The sequence below is a fragment of the Rhizobacter fulvus genome (assembly GCF_964020785.1).
In genome coordinates this window covers 4,740,507-4,754,426 of the sequence record NZ_OZ224516.1, presented here as the reverse complement: position 1 = coordinate 4,754,426, position 13,920 = coordinate 4,740,507, and the positions used below count along the sequence as shown (strand labels likewise).

Annotated in this window: 12 protein-coding genes and 1 tRNA gene; 8 read left to right on the top strand and 5 right to left on the bottom strand. The window is 68.4% G+C overall.

From position 1 onward, the window contains the following. Positions 1 to 5: 5 nt before the first annotated feature. A complete protein-coding gene (locus ACWH49_RS22600; RefSeq protein WP_448173488.1) occupies positions 6 to 965 on the top strand; it encodes a glucokinase in 960 nt (319 codons plus the stop codon). A 10-nt stretch (positions 966 to 975) separates the two neighbouring features. Here ACWH49_RS22600 and ACWH49_RS22595 read toward each other — a convergent pair whose 3' ends face one another. Then, entirely contained in the window at positions 976 to 3,249 is a 2,274-nt protein-coding gene (locus ACWH49_RS22595) for an Orn/Lys/Arg family decarboxylase (protein WP_448173487.1), read from the bottom strand. A 111-nt stretch (positions 3,250 to 3,360) separates the two neighbouring features. On the opposite strand from ACWH49_RS22595, the gene ACWH49_RS22590 reads away from it, so the two are divergent. The 5 genes from ACWH49_RS22590 to ACWH49_RS22570 all read left to right on the top strand — a co-directional run bounded on the left by ACWH49_RS22590 (position 3,361) and on the right by ACWH49_RS22570 (position 5,516). After that, positions 3,361 to 3,792, top strand: a complete 432-nt coding sequence (locus ACWH49_RS22590) for an NfeD family protein (RefSeq protein ID WP_448173486.1) — start codon at positions 3,361 to 3,363, stop codon at positions 3,790 to 3,792. Positions 3,793 to 3,816: 24 nt separating this feature from the next. Continuing rightward, the gene (locus ACWH49_RS22585; RefSeq protein ID WP_056469366.1) at positions 3,817 to 4,734 is read left to right on the top strand and encodes an SPFH domain-containing protein; all 918 of its coding nucleotides are present in this window, start codon (positions 3,817 to 3,819) and stop codon (positions 4,732 to 4,734) included. 20 nt (positions 4,735 to 4,754) lie between these two features. Beyond that, complete coding sequence (locus tag ACWH49_RS22580; RefSeq protein ID WP_056469364.1) at positions 4,755 to 5,123, top strand: DUF2237 family protein; 369 nt, start codon at positions 4,755 to 4,757, stop codon at positions 5,121 to 5,123. Between the two features lie 13 nt (positions 5,124 to 5,136). Then, positions 5,137 to 5,226: transfer RNA gene (locus ACWH49_RS22575), tRNA-Ser, on the top strand. Between the two features lie 131 nt (positions 5,227 to 5,357). After that, a complete protein-coding gene (locus ACWH49_RS22570; protein ID WP_448173485.1) occupies positions 5,358 to 5,516 on the top strand; it encodes a hypothetical protein in 159 nt (52 codons plus the stop codon). Positions 5,517 to 5,611: 95 nt separating this feature from the next. Here ACWH49_RS22570 and ACWH49_RS22565 read toward each other — a convergent pair whose 3' ends face one another. After that, on the bottom strand, positions 5,612 to 6,520 hold the full coding sequence (locus tag ACWH49_RS22565; RefSeq protein WP_448173484.1) for a serine hydrolase: 909 nt from the start codon (positions 6,518 to 6,520) through the stop codon (positions 5,612 to 5,614). Positions 6,521 to 6,652: 132 nt separating this feature from the next. On the opposite strand from ACWH49_RS22565, the gene ACWH49_RS22560 reads away from it, so the two are divergent. Beyond that, positions 6,653 to 6,913, top strand: a complete 261-nt coding sequence (locus ACWH49_RS22560) for a hypothetical protein (RefSeq protein WP_162247136.1) — start codon at positions 6,653 to 6,655, stop codon at positions 6,911 to 6,913. A gap of 24 nt (positions 6,914 to 6,937) precedes the next feature. On the opposite strand, the gene ACWH49_RS22555 is transcribed toward ACWH49_RS22560, so the two are convergent. The 3 genes from ACWH49_RS22555 to glgC form a co-directional block, all read right to left on the bottom strand. Further along, positions 6,938 to 8,395, bottom strand: a complete 1,458-nt coding sequence (locus tag ACWH49_RS22555) for a DUF3943 domain-containing protein (RefSeq protein ID WP_448173483.1) — start codon at positions 8,393 to 8,395, stop codon at positions 6,938 to 6,940. A 77-nt stretch (positions 8,396 to 8,472) separates the two neighbouring features. Further along, the gene (gene glgA / locus ACWH49_RS22550; protein WP_448173482.1) at positions 8,473 to 9,939 is read right to left on the bottom strand and encodes a glycogen synthase GlgA; all 1,467 of its coding nucleotides are present in this window, start codon (positions 9,937 to 9,939) and stop codon (positions 8,473 to 8,475) included. Then, positions 9,936 to 11,207, bottom strand: a complete 1,272-nt coding sequence (gene glgC / locus ACWH49_RS22545; protein WP_448173481.1) for a glucose-1-phosphate adenylyltransferase — start codon at positions 11,205 to 11,207, stop codon at positions 9,936 to 9,938. The genes glgA and glgC overlap by 4 nt, the downstream gene beginning before the upstream one ends. A 201-nt stretch (positions 11,208 to 11,408) precedes the next feature. Between glgC and ACWH49_RS22540 the strand changes: the two genes are divergently transcribed. After that, positions 11,409 to 13,895, top strand: coding sequence for a glycogen/starch/alpha-glucan phosphorylase (locus ACWH49_RS22540; protein ID WP_448173480.1), 2,487 nt, complete (start codon positions 11,409 to 11,411; stop codon positions 13,893 to 13,895). Positions 13,896 to 13,920: the final 25 nt, after the last annotated feature.

Below are 13,920 nucleotides of genomic sequence, written 5' to 3'. Positions count from 1 at the left end.
CCGACATGACCGGACTGGCCCGAGTCCTCGGCGACGTCGGCGGCACCAACGCCCGCTTTGCCTGGCAGGACGGCGACGGCGCGCCGCTGCGCGACATCGCGACCATCCCGACCGCCGACCACCCCTCGATTGCGGCCGCCCTCGCCCACTACCTGCACGGCCTGGAGCGCGCCGCGCCGCCCTGGTGCGCGATCGGCATCGCCAACCCGATCACCGGGGATCATGTCCAGATGACGAACAGCCACTGGTCGTTCTCGATCGAGGGGGTCCGTCGCGAACTGGGCTTCGAGCGGCTGGTGGTGATCAACGACTTCACGGCGCTGGCGCTGGCGATCCCGGATCTGGCGCCGGGCGACCTGCGGCAGCTCGGCGGCGCCGCGGCCGTGGATGGCGGGCCGATCGCGCTGGTCGGTCCGGGGACCGGGCTGGGCGTGTCCGGCCTGGTGCCGGGCAGCGAGGCCGGCCGCTGGGTCGCGCTGCAAGGCGAAGGGGGTCACGTGACGCTGGCGGCGACGAACGACCGCGAGGCCGCAGTGTTGGGCGTGCTGCGCAAGCGCTTCGGGCACGCGTCGGCCGAGCGTGCGGTGTCGGGGCAGGGGCTCGAGGCCCTGCATGCGGCGCTCTGCACCCTGGACGGCGCCGACGATGCCACGCCGCCGACCGCCGCCGAAATCAGCCGGCTCGGGCTGGCGGGCAGCGATGCGCGCTGCGTCGAGGTGCTCGACCTGTTCTGCGCCTTCCTCGGCAACGTGGCCGGCAACCTCGCGCTCACGTTGGGGGCCCGCGGCGGCGTCTACATCGGCGGCGGCATCGTGCCGCGGCTGGGTGATGCGTTCGCGCGCTCGCGCTTTCGCGCGTGCTTCGAGGACAAGGGGCGCTTCCGCGGCTACCTCGCGTCGATCCCCGTCTACGTGATCCACGCCGAGGTATCGCCCGCGCTGCTCGGGGCAGCGCGGGCGCTCTAGTCAGGCCGCATCAGGCAGCGCCGTCCGCGGCGACGCAGTCGACGAAGTAGAGGTGATTGCCGGTGTCGTCGCCGGACTCGACCAGGCCGTGCACATCGGTGTCGAAGCCCGGGAACGCGGCGTTGAACTCGCGCGTGAATTTCAGGTAGTCGACGATCTTCTTGTTGAAGCGCTCGCCCGGGATCAGCAGCGGGATGCCCGGGGGGTACGGCGTCAGCAGCGAGGTCGTGATGCGGCCTTCGAGTTCGTCGATCGGCACGCGCTCGGTCTTGCGGTGCGCGATGTAGGCGAACGCGTCGGTCGGCTTCATCGCCGGCTGCAGGTCGGACAGGTACATCTCGGTGGTGAGCCGCGCGATGTCGCCCTTGGCATACATCTTGTGGATCGCCTGCGACAGGTCCTTGAGGCCGACGCGCTCGTAGCGCGGGTGCGCGGCGCAGAACTCCGGCAGGATGCGCCACAGCGGCTGGTTGCGGTCGTAGTCGTCCTTGAACTGCTGCAGCGCGGTCAGCAACGTGTTCCAGCGGCCCTTCGTGATGCCGATCGTGAACATGATGAAGAACGAGTAGAGGCCCGTCTTCTCGACGATCACGCCGTGCTCGGCCAGGAACTTGGTGACGATCGCGGCCGGGATGCCGGTATCGGCGAACTTGCCGGACATGTCCAGCCCGGGCGTGATGATCGTGCACTTGATCGGGTCGAGCAGGTTGAAGCCCTCGGCCAGGTCGCCGAAGCCGTGCCACTTGGCGCCGGCCTTCAGGATCCAGTCCTCGCTCTTGCCGATGCCTTCCTTGGCGATCCTGTCCGGGCCCCAGACCTTGAACCACCAGTCCTTCTTGCCGTAGTCGGCCTCGACCTTGCGCATCGCGCGGCGGAAGTCCATCGATTCGGCGATGCTCTCCTCCACCAGCGCCGGGCCGCCCGGCGCTTCCATCATCGCGGCGGCCACGTCGCAGCTGGCGATGATCGCGTACTGCGGGCTCGTGGAGCTGTGCATCAGGTAGGCCTCGTTGAACAGGCTGCGGTCGAGCTGGCGCTCGGTCGAGTCCTGAACCAGCACCTGCGAGGCCTGGCTGATGCCGGCGAGCAGCTTGTGGGTCGATTGCGTGGCGAACACGAGCTGGTTCTTCGGGCGCGCGCGCTTGCGGCCCATCGCGTGGAAGGTGCCGTAGAAGGTGTGGAACGCGGCGTGCGGCAGCCAGGCCTCGTCGAAGTGCAGCGTGTCGATGTAGCCGTCGAGCGAGTGCTTGATCGTCTCGGTGTTGTAGAGCACGCCGTCGTAGGTGCTTTGCGTCAGCGTCAGGATGCGCGGCTTCACGCCCTTGACGTCGGTGCCCTTGAGCAGCGGGTTGGCGGCGATCTTCTTCTTGATCGCGGCCGGCGAGAACTCGCTCTCGGGGATCGGGCCGATGATCCCGTAATGGTTGCGCGTGGGCCGCAGGAACACCGGCACCGCGCCGGTCATGATGATCGCGTGCAGGATCGACTTGTGGCAGTTGCGGTCGACCACGACCACGTCGCCCGGCGCGACCACGTGGTGCCAGACCATCTTGTTCGAGGTGCTGGTGCCGTTGGTGACGAAGAAGCAGTGGTCGGCGTTGAAGATGCGCGCGGCGTTGCGCTCGCTCTGCGCGATCGGGCCGGTGTGGTCGAGCAGCTGGCCGAGCTCGTCGACCGAGTTGCAGACGTCGGCGCGCAGCATGTTCTCGCCGAAGAACTGGTGGAACATGCGCCCGACCGGGCTCTTCAGGAACGCCACGCCGCCCGAGTGCCCCGGGCAGTGCCACGAGTACGAGCCGTCCTGCGCGTAGTCGACCAGCGCCTTGAAAAACGGCGGCGCCAGACCGTCCATGTAGCTCTTGGCCTCGCGGATGATGTGGCGCGCGACGAACTCCGGCGTGTCCTCGAACATGTGGATGAAGCCGTGCAGCTCGCGCAGGATGTCGTTCGGCAGGTGCTGCGAGGTGCGCGTCTCGCCGTAGAGGTAGATCGGCACCTCGGCGTTCTTGAAGCGCACTTCCTCGATGAACTTGCGCAGGTTCAGCACCGCCGGATCGAGCTCGGGGCCGGCGGTGAACTCTTCGTCGTCGATCGAGAGGATGAACGCGCTCGCGCGGCTCTGCTGCTGCGCGAACTGCGACAGGTCGCCGTAGCTGGTCGCGCCCAGCACCTCGAAGCCCTCTTTCTCGATCGCGGAGGCGAGCGCGCGAATGCCCAGGCCCGAGGTGTTCTCGGAGCGGAAGTCCTCGTCGATGATGACGATCGGGAAGTTGAAACGCAGCATGGGCGGGCCTCGAGTGCGGGGGCGTGGAAAAAGCGCGAAGCGCGAAGTGTAGGGCCAGCAGATGACGCGCCGGCCTACACTGCAGCCGGGCCCCGCCCGAAGGACAACACCATGAATTTTTCGATCGCCACGCTGTGGTGGGTTGCGGCCGGCATCGCGGTGGCGGCCGAGCTCGCGACCGGCACGTTCTACCTGCTGATGATCGGTCTCGGTCTGGCCGCCGGCGCCGTCGCCGCGCAGCTGGGTTTCGGGCTGACGACCCAGGTGCTCGTCGCGGCCTTGCTCGGCGGCGGCGCCACCGCGCTGTGGCACTGGCGCCGCTACAACCAGCCGCAATCGGCGCCCGCGCGCGAGAACCGCGACGTCAACCTCGACATCGGCGAGCGCGTCACCGTCACCGCCTGGGCCGCCGACGGCACCACCCGGGTCCAGTATCGTGGCTCGGGCTGGACGGCACGGCTCGCGCCCGGCGCACCGGCCGCGCCCGGTGTGCACCTCGTCAGCGCCGTCGAAGGCAACTGGCTCGTCCTCTCACCGCTCTGACATCACTCCGCTTCGAAAGTCCCCATGGAAGTCGCGCTCATCCTCGCGGTCATCGCCGCCCTCTTCGTCATCCGCACGATCAAGATCGTGCCGCAGCAGAACGCCTGGGTCGTCGAGCGGCTCGGCAAGTACGACCGCACCCTGACGCCCGGCCTCAAGTTCGTCGTGCCCTTCATCGAACGAGTGGCCTACAAGCACTCGCTGAAGGAAGTGCCGCTCGACGTGCCGAGCCAGGTGTGCATCACCAAGGACAACACCCAGCTGCAGGTCGACGGGATCATCTACTTCCAGGTCACCGACCCGATGCGGGCGAGCTACGGCTCGTCCAACTACATCTCCGCGATCACGCAGCTGGCGCAGACACTGCTGCGCTCGGTGATCGGCAAGATGGAGCTGGACAAGACCTTCGAGGAGCGCGACCACATCAACATGTCCGTGGTCGCGGCGCTCGACGAGGCGGCGACCAACTGGGGCGTCAAGGTGCTGCGCTACGAGATCAAGGACCTGACGCCGCCGGCCGCGATCCTGCACTCGATGCAGGCGCAGATCACCGCCGAGCGCGAGAAGCGCGCGCTGATCGCCGCCTCCGAGGGCCGCAAGCAGGAGCAGATCAACATCGCCACCGGCGAGCGCGAAGCCTTCATCGCGCGCTCCGAGGGGCAGCGTCAGGCCGAGATCAACAAGGCGCAGGGCGAGGCCGCGGCGATCGTCGCGGTGGCGGACGCGACCGCCGAAGCGATCCGCAAGGTCGCCGAGGCGATCCGCTCGCCCGGCGGCGAGCAGGCGGTTCAGCTCAAGGTCGCCGAGAAGGCGGTCGAGGCCTACGCGCAGCTCGCGCAGAAGAACAACACGATGATCGTGCCCGGCAACATGAGCGAGGTCTCGGCGCTGATCGGCACCGCGATGGCCCTGATGAAGGGCAAGGCGCCCGGCGGCGCCTGAGCCGCCAAGGAAGAACGACGATGGCTTTCAATGTCCTCGGCACCGCGCTGGTGCCCTGCTCCTACGACCCGCTGACCGGCTTCTACCGCGACGGCTGTTGCAACACGGCCGAAGACGACACCGGCAGCCATGTGATCTGCGTCAAGGTGACCGAGGAGTTCCTCGAGTTCTCCGCGCGGCGCGGCAACGACCTGTCCACGCCCCGCCCGGAGTACCGCTTCCGCGGGCTGCACGCCGGCGACCGCTGGTGCCTGTGCGCGCTGCGCTGGCGCGAAGCCTTCGACGCCGGCGCCGCCCCCGCGGTCATCCTCGAATCCACCCACGAGCGCGCGCTCGACTTCGTCCCGATCGCGTGGCTGCGCGCGCATGCGCTTCATCCGGTAGGCTAAACTCGCGGCCTCCGGAGAGGTGGATGAGCGGTTTAAGTCGCACGCCTGGAAAGCGTGTGAGGGGTAAAACCCTCCGCGGGTTCGAATCCCGCCCTCTCCGCCAGATCGCCAGGGAAAACGGGCCTTCGCGGCCCGTTTTTTGTCGGTCCAGGTCTAAGGAATCCGTCGATGAAGTCTGCGCTCGCGATAGCGGCGGTTCTGGCACTGGCCGCATGCGGATCAAGGGAGCCCGTCATGGCCAAGTTGGTGGATTCTCGGCCCGGATCGTCGATGACCGGCGTGACGAACACGACATGTACATATCGGTACAGCGATGTCCGCGGCGACCATGAGGTCAAGAAGTCCCTGGCCAAGGAAGCGACCTGCCCGCCCTCGATCAAGGTCGAGCGTTGAGTTCTGAGCGGGGCCAACGCACGCTCATCACCCGCTCAGGCCAGATTGCCAGAAGACACGGGCCCACCACGGGCCCGTTTTGCATGCGGTGACGCTCAGGCCGTCTGCATCTTCTTCTTCGACCGCCCGCCCGCCTTGGACACCCGCTTGACCGGCCCGCTGCTGCCGAACTCCGGCGTCAACGTCTGCACCGGCTCCGCACCGGCGACCAGGCGATTCACGTTGAGCGCGTCGAGCGTGCGCCCGGTGCCGGCGGCGGCGTCCATCAGCACGACGAGCACAGTGCGGCCGGCGGAGCGCAGGCGCATCACCAGGCAACGGCCGGCTTCGTTGGTGAAGCCGGTCTTGGACAACAGGATGTCCCAGCCCTTTCGCCCGACCAGGTGGTTGGTGTTGCGGACCAGATCGGCCTCGCCGTGGGGCTGCTCGGTGCGCTGTGCCTGGCTGGTGATGCGCGCGATGTCGGGATAGGCGGACGCGGCCGACACCACGGCGACCAGGTCGGCGGCGGTCGATCGGTTCTCCGGCGACAGGCCGGTCGGCTCGGCCAGCGTCGTGCGAACGAGGCCGAGCGCAGCGATCTTCTGACGGGCCGCGTCGAGGAATGCCGGCATGCCGCCGGGGAAGTGACGCGCCAGGCTCGAGGCGGCGTGGTTGTCGGACGCGAGCAGCGCGCGCTCCAGCAGCGAACGGCGGGTGTAGCGGTGACCGACGGGCACGCCGCGGCGGGTGTGCTTCAGGGTGTCGAGGTCGTCGGTGCCGATCGTCAGCAACTCGTCCGGGTCCTGCTGCGCGTCGAGCACGACCATCGCGGTCAGCAACTTCGTCAGCGAGGCCATCGGCGCGATGTCCTGCGAGTTCTTCTCGACCAGCACCTGGCCCGTCGCCTCGTCGACAACCAGCGCGCGGCTCGAATACAGGGGCAGTTCGGCGGCGCTGCCGGCCCGGGCGACGAGGAGCAGCGCGACGACCAGCATGGCGCGGCGGAAGGAGGTGACGGTCATGGCAGTGTCCCGGTGATCACTGCTTATCGGCACGCCGCGCCAGGGCTTGAGCGCGCGCGCCCTTCGTGACCGGCATCACGTCCTACACCACAGAACTGCGCGCCATTCCTAGAATGCCGGTCATTCGGCGAGGTGACGATGTGGCGATCCCATGACTTCCAACAAAGTTGGTGCGACGATTTCGCGCGCTACTTGCTGGCGTTGCGGCCCTCGATGTCGACGCGCGAAGCGCAGCCGATCGCCCGGCGGTTCTACGACAGTTCGCTGAACTTCGACCCGCACGAGGCGGTCCGCATGGCGCTGAACTCCAACCTGATCCGGCGTTCCGACGCGCACGGATCCTGGGACGGCGACACCTCGCCGGGCATCTTCGATCGGCGCGCCGCGCCCTGAGTCTCGGGGGCGGCCCCGCGGGGCTTACTTGGGCGCCCGCCAGTCGACCGTTCCGAAGGTGTCCAGCCCCAGCAGCGTGTAGTACACGCCCACCGTCGCGACGGTCTGCACCCGGTCCGGCGCCACCGGGAAGTTGGCGTGCCGGTGCGACCACGCGTACTTGACGCCGATGGCATGACGGCCGTGCACGCGCCAGGTCAGCGCCGCGTCGACGCGCGACACGTCGTCCGCACCCGCGCCGCGGTTGGCGATTCGACCCATGAAGTACTTCTGCGCATCCAGATCGAACGACACCGTCGAGCCGGCGATCGCCCGCATCGACACGCCGATGCGCGGCGCGACGCCGTAGTGGTAATCGCGGTCGTCGGCGGTCGGCCTCCAGGCGCTCGCGGCGGAGTAGCCCAGGCCCGCCATCAGCGTGCCCTGCAACGCCAGCGATTCGCGGGCCCACCACTGGCCGGTGGTGCCGATCGAGACCGCCGTGGTCGACAAATGGAAGAGCTGCGGCGCCAGGTAGTCGTAGTTGGCGTACAGCCCCCAGATGCCGCGGTAGTTGGCGCCGACCGCGTAGTCGGTGCCGACCAGCAGGCCGCGGCTGCTGACGATCTCGATGCCGTTCGCACTCGTCGCGGCGGCGCGGAAGTTGAAATAGTCGAATGGCCGGGTGTAGGTGTAGCCGGGCGAACCGGGCAAGCCGTAGTCCATCGCGAAATCGATCTCGCCGGTGTTGCGCTCGACGTTGTCGGCCGCCTCGGTTCCGCGCACGCCGCGGTTCGCACCGATGCGCAGCCGGGCGTAGTAGATCGGGTCGTGGTCGTCGAAGCTGCTCTCGAAGCGGTCGCCGAACACCAGGCGGTTGAATCCGTAGGACGGCGACACGGCCGCCGCGCCCCAGGCGCGCCATGCGTACGGCACTTCGCTGCGCCGGTTCAGCATCAGCCGCGCCATTCGGTACAGCGGTTCGCCGAGAAAGCTGCCGGCGATGCCGCTGGCGATCTGGTCGTTGCGCGACGGTGGCGTCTGCTCGCCGGTGATCTCCCACCAGACGCTGCCGAGGAACGCATAGCCCGACGATTCCCAGTAGCCCAGGCCTGCCGACCGGGCGGCCGTGTGGTAGATCGAGCCCTGGTAGGGATGGGCGAACTGGTTGATCGAGAACGGGTCGTTGTCGACCACCCAGGGGCCGCGCAGGTTGCGCCGGATCGAGGCGCCGCTGACGTCGTAGTCGGTCGAACCGCTGAAGCGACGGTTGTAGCGGTTGAGCAGGAAGTCGAAGCCGATGATCTCGGCGGCCGGGATCGCGTAGCTCTTCGCCGCTGCGGGAGCCGCGCCCTCTGCGGCGGCCGCAGCCGACGCGGCACCGGCCGGGGGAACGGGATCGCGGAGCGTCGGGGCGGCCTGTGCGAAGGCGCTGCCGGACGAGCACAACACCCCGCCGACAAACAGGATGACGGAGTTCGAGCGTGTGCGTTTCGTAACCATTCGTCATTCTTGGCGAATGGCCGCGCGCGCCGTGTGGGGCGCCACCGCAATTTCGGGGGTGAAATCGTCCTACGCGGTCAATCTGCCCTGTTGCGGAGCGAGACCAGGTCGCGGTAGAGCGCCATGTATTTCTGTGCGGCGCCTTCCCAGGAGAAGTCCTGTGCCATCGCGCGTGCCATCAACTGCTTCCAGCGCGCCGGCTGGGCGTAGGTGGCGATGGCGCGCTGCAGTGCGCCATCGAGCGCTGCCGGGGTCGCCGCATCGAAGCTGAATCCGGTGGCACGATCGGCCTGCACGGCTTCGTCGGTGGCGTCGACCACGGTGTCGATCAGGCCGCCGACGCGCCGCACGACCGGCAGCGTGCCGTAGCGCAGCCCGTAGAGCTGCGTCAGCCCGCAGGGCTCGAAGCGCGAGGGCACCAGGATCGCGTCGGCCCCGGCGACCAACCGGTGGGCGAAGGCCTCGTCGTAGCCGATGCGCACCGAGACCGCGCCCGGGTTGGCCCGGGCGGCGGCGACGAACGCGGCTTCGAGCGCGGGGTCACCGGCACCCTGCAGCGCGAGTTGGCCGCCCCGCTCGAGCAGCCCGGGCAACGCGCCGAGCACGAGGTCGAGGCCCTTCTGCGACGTGAGCCGGCTGACGACGCCGAACAGCGGCGCATCGGCGCGCGGCGCCAGGTTGAGTTCCGTCTGCAGCGCGAACTTGCAACGTGACTTGCCGGCGAGCTTGCCCGGCGCATAGCGCGCCGCGATCGCGGTGTCGGTGGCCGGATTCCAGACCGCGCCGTCGACACCGTTCAGCACGCCGCTCACGTCGGCGCCGCGGCCGCGGATCACGCCGTCGAGGCCGAAGCCGAACTCGGCCGTGCCGATCTCGCGGGCATAGGTCGGGCTCACGGTGGTCACCCGGTCGGCGAACTTCAGGCCGGCCTTCATGAAAGACACCTGCTGGTGGTACTCGAGACCGGTCGACGCCATGAATCGCGAACCCAGCCCGAGCAGCGCGAAATCGCCTTGCGGGAACAGCCCCTGGTACGCCAGGTTGTGGACCGTGAACACCGAGGCAGCGCTGGCGGGCGGGTGGGCCTCGAGGTACGCGCAGGCCATCGCGGCATGCCAGTCGTGCGCATGCAGCACGTCCGGCCGCCAGGCCGGGTCGAGCTCGCCCGATGCCAGGTGCGCGCCGACCCAGCCCAGCAGCGCGAACCGCTCGGCGTTGTCGGCCCACTCGTCGCCGTCGGGGCCCTGATACGGCCCGCCGGCGCGGCGATACAGCAGCGGCGCATCGATGACGTAGACGGGCACGCCGCTGTCCGGCATCCGGCCGAGCCGCAGGCCGACGCGGGCCGCACCGAAGCAGGGGCCGATCTCGCCGACCGGTCGCTGATCGCGCACCGCGTCGGCGATCGCGGGCAGGCCCGGCAGCACGAGCCGGACATCCGCGCCCTGCCCGATTAGCGCCTGCGGCAGCGCCCCCAGCACATCGGCCAGGCCACCGGTCTTGACGAGAGGGAACACCTCGGCCGCGACATGCAGGACCCTCATGCGAGCGTGAGCTTGTCGAGCATCTCGCGGGTGACCAGCGTGATGCCGTTCTCCGAACGGTAGAAGCGTTCGTTGTCGCGCACCGGGTCCTCGCCGATCACCATGCCGTCGGGGATGGTGCAGCCGCGATCGATCACGGTGCGCGTCAGCCGTGCATGGCGCCCGACCTGCACGCCCGGCAGCAGCACCGACCAGCTGACGACCGAATGCGAATGCACGCGCACGCTCGAGAACAGCACCGAGCGGTGCACGTTGCCGGAGACGATGCAGCCGCCCGAGACGACCGATTCGATCGCCATGCCGCGGCGGTCGTCCTGGTTGTGCACGAACTTGGCCGGAGGGAGCTGCGCCTGGTACGTCCAGACCGGCCAGCGGGTGTCGTACAGGTTCAGCAGCGGGTCGGTCGCGGTCAGGTCGATGTTGGCGTCCCAGTACGCGTCGATCGTGCCCACGTCGCGCCAGTACGGCTCTTCGTTGACGCGCGTGCCGACCGCGCTGAGCGAGAACGGGTGTGCGGACGCGTTGCCGTTGCGCACCGCGCGCGGGATGATGTCCTTGCCGAAGTCGTGGCTGGACTCCGGGTCGTTGATGTCGCGCTCCAGCTCCTTGTAGAGGAAGCGCGCGTTGAAGATGTAGATGCCCATGCTCGCGAGCGAACGGGTGTCGTCGCCGGGCAGGGTCGGCGGCTCGGGCGGCTTCTCGACGAAGTCGGTGATCTTGTAGTGCTCGTCGATCGCCATCACGCCGAACGCGGTCGCCTCGGCCCGCGGCACCGCGATGCAGCCGACGGTGCAATCGCGCCCCTTGGCCACGTGGTCGGCCAGCATCAAGGCGTAGTTCATCTTGTAGATGTGGTCGCCGGCCAGCACGACGATGTAGTCGGCACCGTAGCTCGCGAGGATGTCCTGGTTCTGGTAGACGGCGTCGGCGGTGCCGCGGTACCAGCTCTCGTCGTCGGTGCGCTGCTGCGCCGGCAGCAGGTCGACGAACTCGTTCATCTCGCTCTTCAGGAACCCCCAGCCGCGCTGCACGTGGCGCAGCAGGCTGTGGCTCTTGTACTGGGTGATGACGCCGATGCGGCGGATGCCGGAATTCAGGCAGTTCGACAGCGCGAAATCGACGATGCGGAACTTGCCGCCGAAGTAGACCGCGGGCTTCGCGCGGCGATCGGTCAGGCTTTTCAGCCGGCTCCCGCGCCCCCCGGCCAGTACCAGCGCCACGGCGCGTTTGGGAAGGTCCAGGCTCAGGGCCAGTTCGTCGGGCGTCATCGCGTCATCTCCTCGGTCTCGTCGTCATTGTGGGCCGGCCGGCGCACACCCTAAGTGTGGCCATTTTTGTGCTCGCGCAACACTCACGATCTTCCCCTATCGGGGTCGGCGCACGCTGCGGGGCACGGGCGCAAAAATTGCGTTGCCATGATTCGACCGCAGGTCGTGCGATGAGACACTGACCGGCATGGCAATTTTCAGATGATGAAGGATCCGACAGTGATACCCAATTTCCAGCCTTCGACGCTCGGCGTCACCAGCGGCACCGCGCGCAGCGTGGCCACCGGTGTTGAAGAAGAATTGCTCGACCACGTCGGCGTCGCGCCGGCGAGCGCCACCCCCACCGACCTGATGCAGGCGGTCTCGCAGGTCGCGCGCCAACGGCTCTCGCAGCGCTGGGTTCGCACGCAGCAGCAGCAGACCGATGACAAGGCGCGCCGCGTCTACTACCTGTCGATGGAATTCCTGATGGGCCGCACCCTGGGCAACGCGCTGGCCGCGCTCGACCTGCAGGGCGAAGCCGCCGCTGCGCTCGCCGCGCATGCGCAGCGCCTCGAAGACGTCGCCGATCGTGAGCCCGATGCCGCGCTCGGCAACGGCGGCCTGGGCCGGCTCGCGGCCTGCTTCCTCGACTCGATGGCCACGCTCGGCCTGCCGTCATTCGGCTACGGGATCCGCTACGAGTACGGCATGTTCGCGCAGGAAATCAAGAACGGCGCACAGATCGAGCATCCCGATCCCTGGCTGGAGGACGGCACGGCGTGGGAGTTCCCGCGTGCCGCCATCACGTACCCGGTGCGCTTCGGTGGCTGGGTCGAACATACCGGCAGCGGCCCCGACGCGCGCGCGCTCTGGCGCCCCAGCGGCGAGGTCGCCGCCAAGGCCTACGACATGGTGATTCCCGGCCACGGCACCGACAAGGTCAGCACGCTGCGCCTGTGGAAGGCCGCCGCGCCGGCGCACATCGACCTGAACGCCTTCAACACCGGCGACTACGCGCGCGCCGCCAGCGCCAAGAACGAATACGAGAACATCTCGTGGGTGCTGTACCCGAACGACAGCACGCCCGCCGGCCGCGAGCTGCGGCTGCGCCAGGAGTACTTCTTCGTCGCCGCGTCGATGCAGGACCTGATCGATCGCCACCTCGCCGAGCACGGCACGCTGGCGAACCTGGCCGAGAAGGTCGCGATCCACCTGAACGACACCCACCCGGCAATCGGCGTGGCCGAGTTGATGCGCGTGTTGTGCGACGACCACGGCATGCACTGGGAGCAGGCCTGGACGATCTGCGTCAAGGTGTTCTCGTATACCAACCACACGCTGATGCCGGAGGCGCTCGAGACCTGGCCGGTGGCGCTGATGCAGCACGTGCTGCCGCGCCACCTGGAGATCATCTTCCGCATCAACCAGGACCTGATGGACCTGGCCGCGGCGCACCGGCCCGGCGATGTCGGGTTCATGTCGAGCGTGTCGCTGATCGACGAAGGCGGCGAGCGTCGCGTGCGCATGGCGAACCTGTCGATCGTCGGCAGCCACAAGGTCAACGGCGTCTCGGCGCTGCACTCCGACCTGCTGGTGCAGACGATCTTCAAGGACTTCGCCAGCCTGTGGCCGGAGCGTTTCACGAACATGACCAACGGCGTGACACCCCGCCGCTGGCTCGCGCAGGCGAACCCCGGCCTGTCCGACCTGCTGGACCGCACGCTCGGCAAGAGCTGGCGGCTCGACCTCGACAAGCTCGCCGAACTGAACAAGGTCAAGGCGAGCCCGGGTTTCCGCGACGCCTTCATGACCGTCAAGCGCCACAACAAGGCACGCCTGGCCGCGCTGATCGAACGCAAGACCGGCGTGCGCGTCGACCCGGCCAGCCTGTTCGACGTGCAGGTCAAGCGCATCCACGAGTACAAGCGCCAGCTCCTCAACGTTCTGCACGTGGTGACGCGCTACCAGGCGATCCTCGCGCAACCGGAGGCGGACTGGGTGCCGCGCACCGTCATCTTCGCGGGCAAGGCGGCGTCGAGCTATGCGATGGCCAAGAACATCATCCGGCTGATCCACGATGTCGGCAGCGTCGTCAACACCGACCCGCGCATCGGCGACAGGCTCAAGATCGTCTTCGTCCCGAACTACGGCGTCTCGGTGGCGGAGACGATCATGCCGGGCGCCGACCTGTCCGAGCAGATCTCCACCGCCGGCACCGAGGCCTCGGGCACCGGCAACATGAAGCTCGCGCTGAACGGGGCCCTGACGATCGGCACCGACGACGGCGCGAACATCGAGATCCGCCAGAACGTCGGCGACGACAACATCTTCATCTTCGGCCTGAAGACCCCCGAGGTGCAGGCGCTGAAGCAATCGGGCTACCAGCCGATGCGCTACTACGAAAGCGTGCCGGGCCTGAAGATGGTGCTCGACGCGATCGCCGGCGGCGCGTTCTCGCCGGACGAGCCGGGCCGATACCGCGGCCTGGTCGACTCGCTGCTCTGGGGCGGCGATCACTACCTGCTGCTGGCGGACTACGAGTCCTACGTCGCGACGCAGGCCCGCGTCGATGCGCTCTACCGCGAGCCGGGCGCCTGGGCCGAGCGCGCCATCGCCAACGTGGCCGGCATGGGAGCGTTCTCGTCCGACCGCACGATCCGCGAGTACGCGAAGCAGATCTGGGGCATCGCGCCCGAATCGCGCTAGTCCGATCGCCCGTGGCGGCGCTACG

Coding starts and splice junctions, on each gene's coding strand:
- ACWH49_RS22580 (WP_056469364.1), top strand. CDS start 4,755: ATGGCTTTCAATGTCCTCGGCACCGCGCTGGTGCCCTGCTCCTACGAC.
- ACWH49_RS22590 (WP_448173486.1), top strand. CDS start 3,361: ATGAATTTTTCGATCGCCACGCTGTGGTGGGTTGCGGCCGGCATCGCG.
- ACWH49_RS22570 (WP_448173485.1), top strand. CDS start 5,358: ATGGCCAAGTTGGTGGATTCTCGGCCCGGATCGTCGATGACCGGCGTG.
- ACWH49_RS22540 (WP_448173480.1), top strand. CDS start 11,409: ATGATGAAGGATCCGACAGTGATACCCAATTTCCAGCCTTCGACGCTC.
- ACWH49_RS22565 (WP_448173484.1), bottom strand. CDS start 6,520: ATGACCGTCACCTCCTTCCGCCGCGCCATGCTGGTCGTCGCGCTGCTC.
- ACWH49_RS22600 (WP_448173488.1), top strand. CDS start 6: ATGACCGGACTGGCCCGAGTCCTCGGCGACGTCGGCGGCACCAACGCC.
- ACWH49_RS22555 (WP_448173483.1), bottom strand. CDS start 8,395: ATGGTTACGAAACGCACACGCTCGAACTCCGTCATCCTGTTTGTCGGC.
- glgC (WP_448173481.1), bottom strand. CDS start 11,207: ATGACGCCCGACGAACTGGCCCTGAGCCTGGACCTTCCCAAACGCGCC.
- glgA (WP_448173482.1), bottom strand. CDS start 9,939: ATGAGGGTCCTGCATGTCGCGGCCGAGGTGTTCCCTCTCGTCAAGACC.
- ACWH49_RS22585 (WP_056469366.1), top strand. CDS start 3,817: ATGGAAGTCGCGCTCATCCTCGCGGTCATCGCCGCCCTCTTCGTCATC.
- ACWH49_RS22595 (WP_448173487.1), bottom strand. CDS start 3,249: ATGCTGCGTTTCAACTTCCCGATCGTCATCATCGACGAGGACTTCCGC.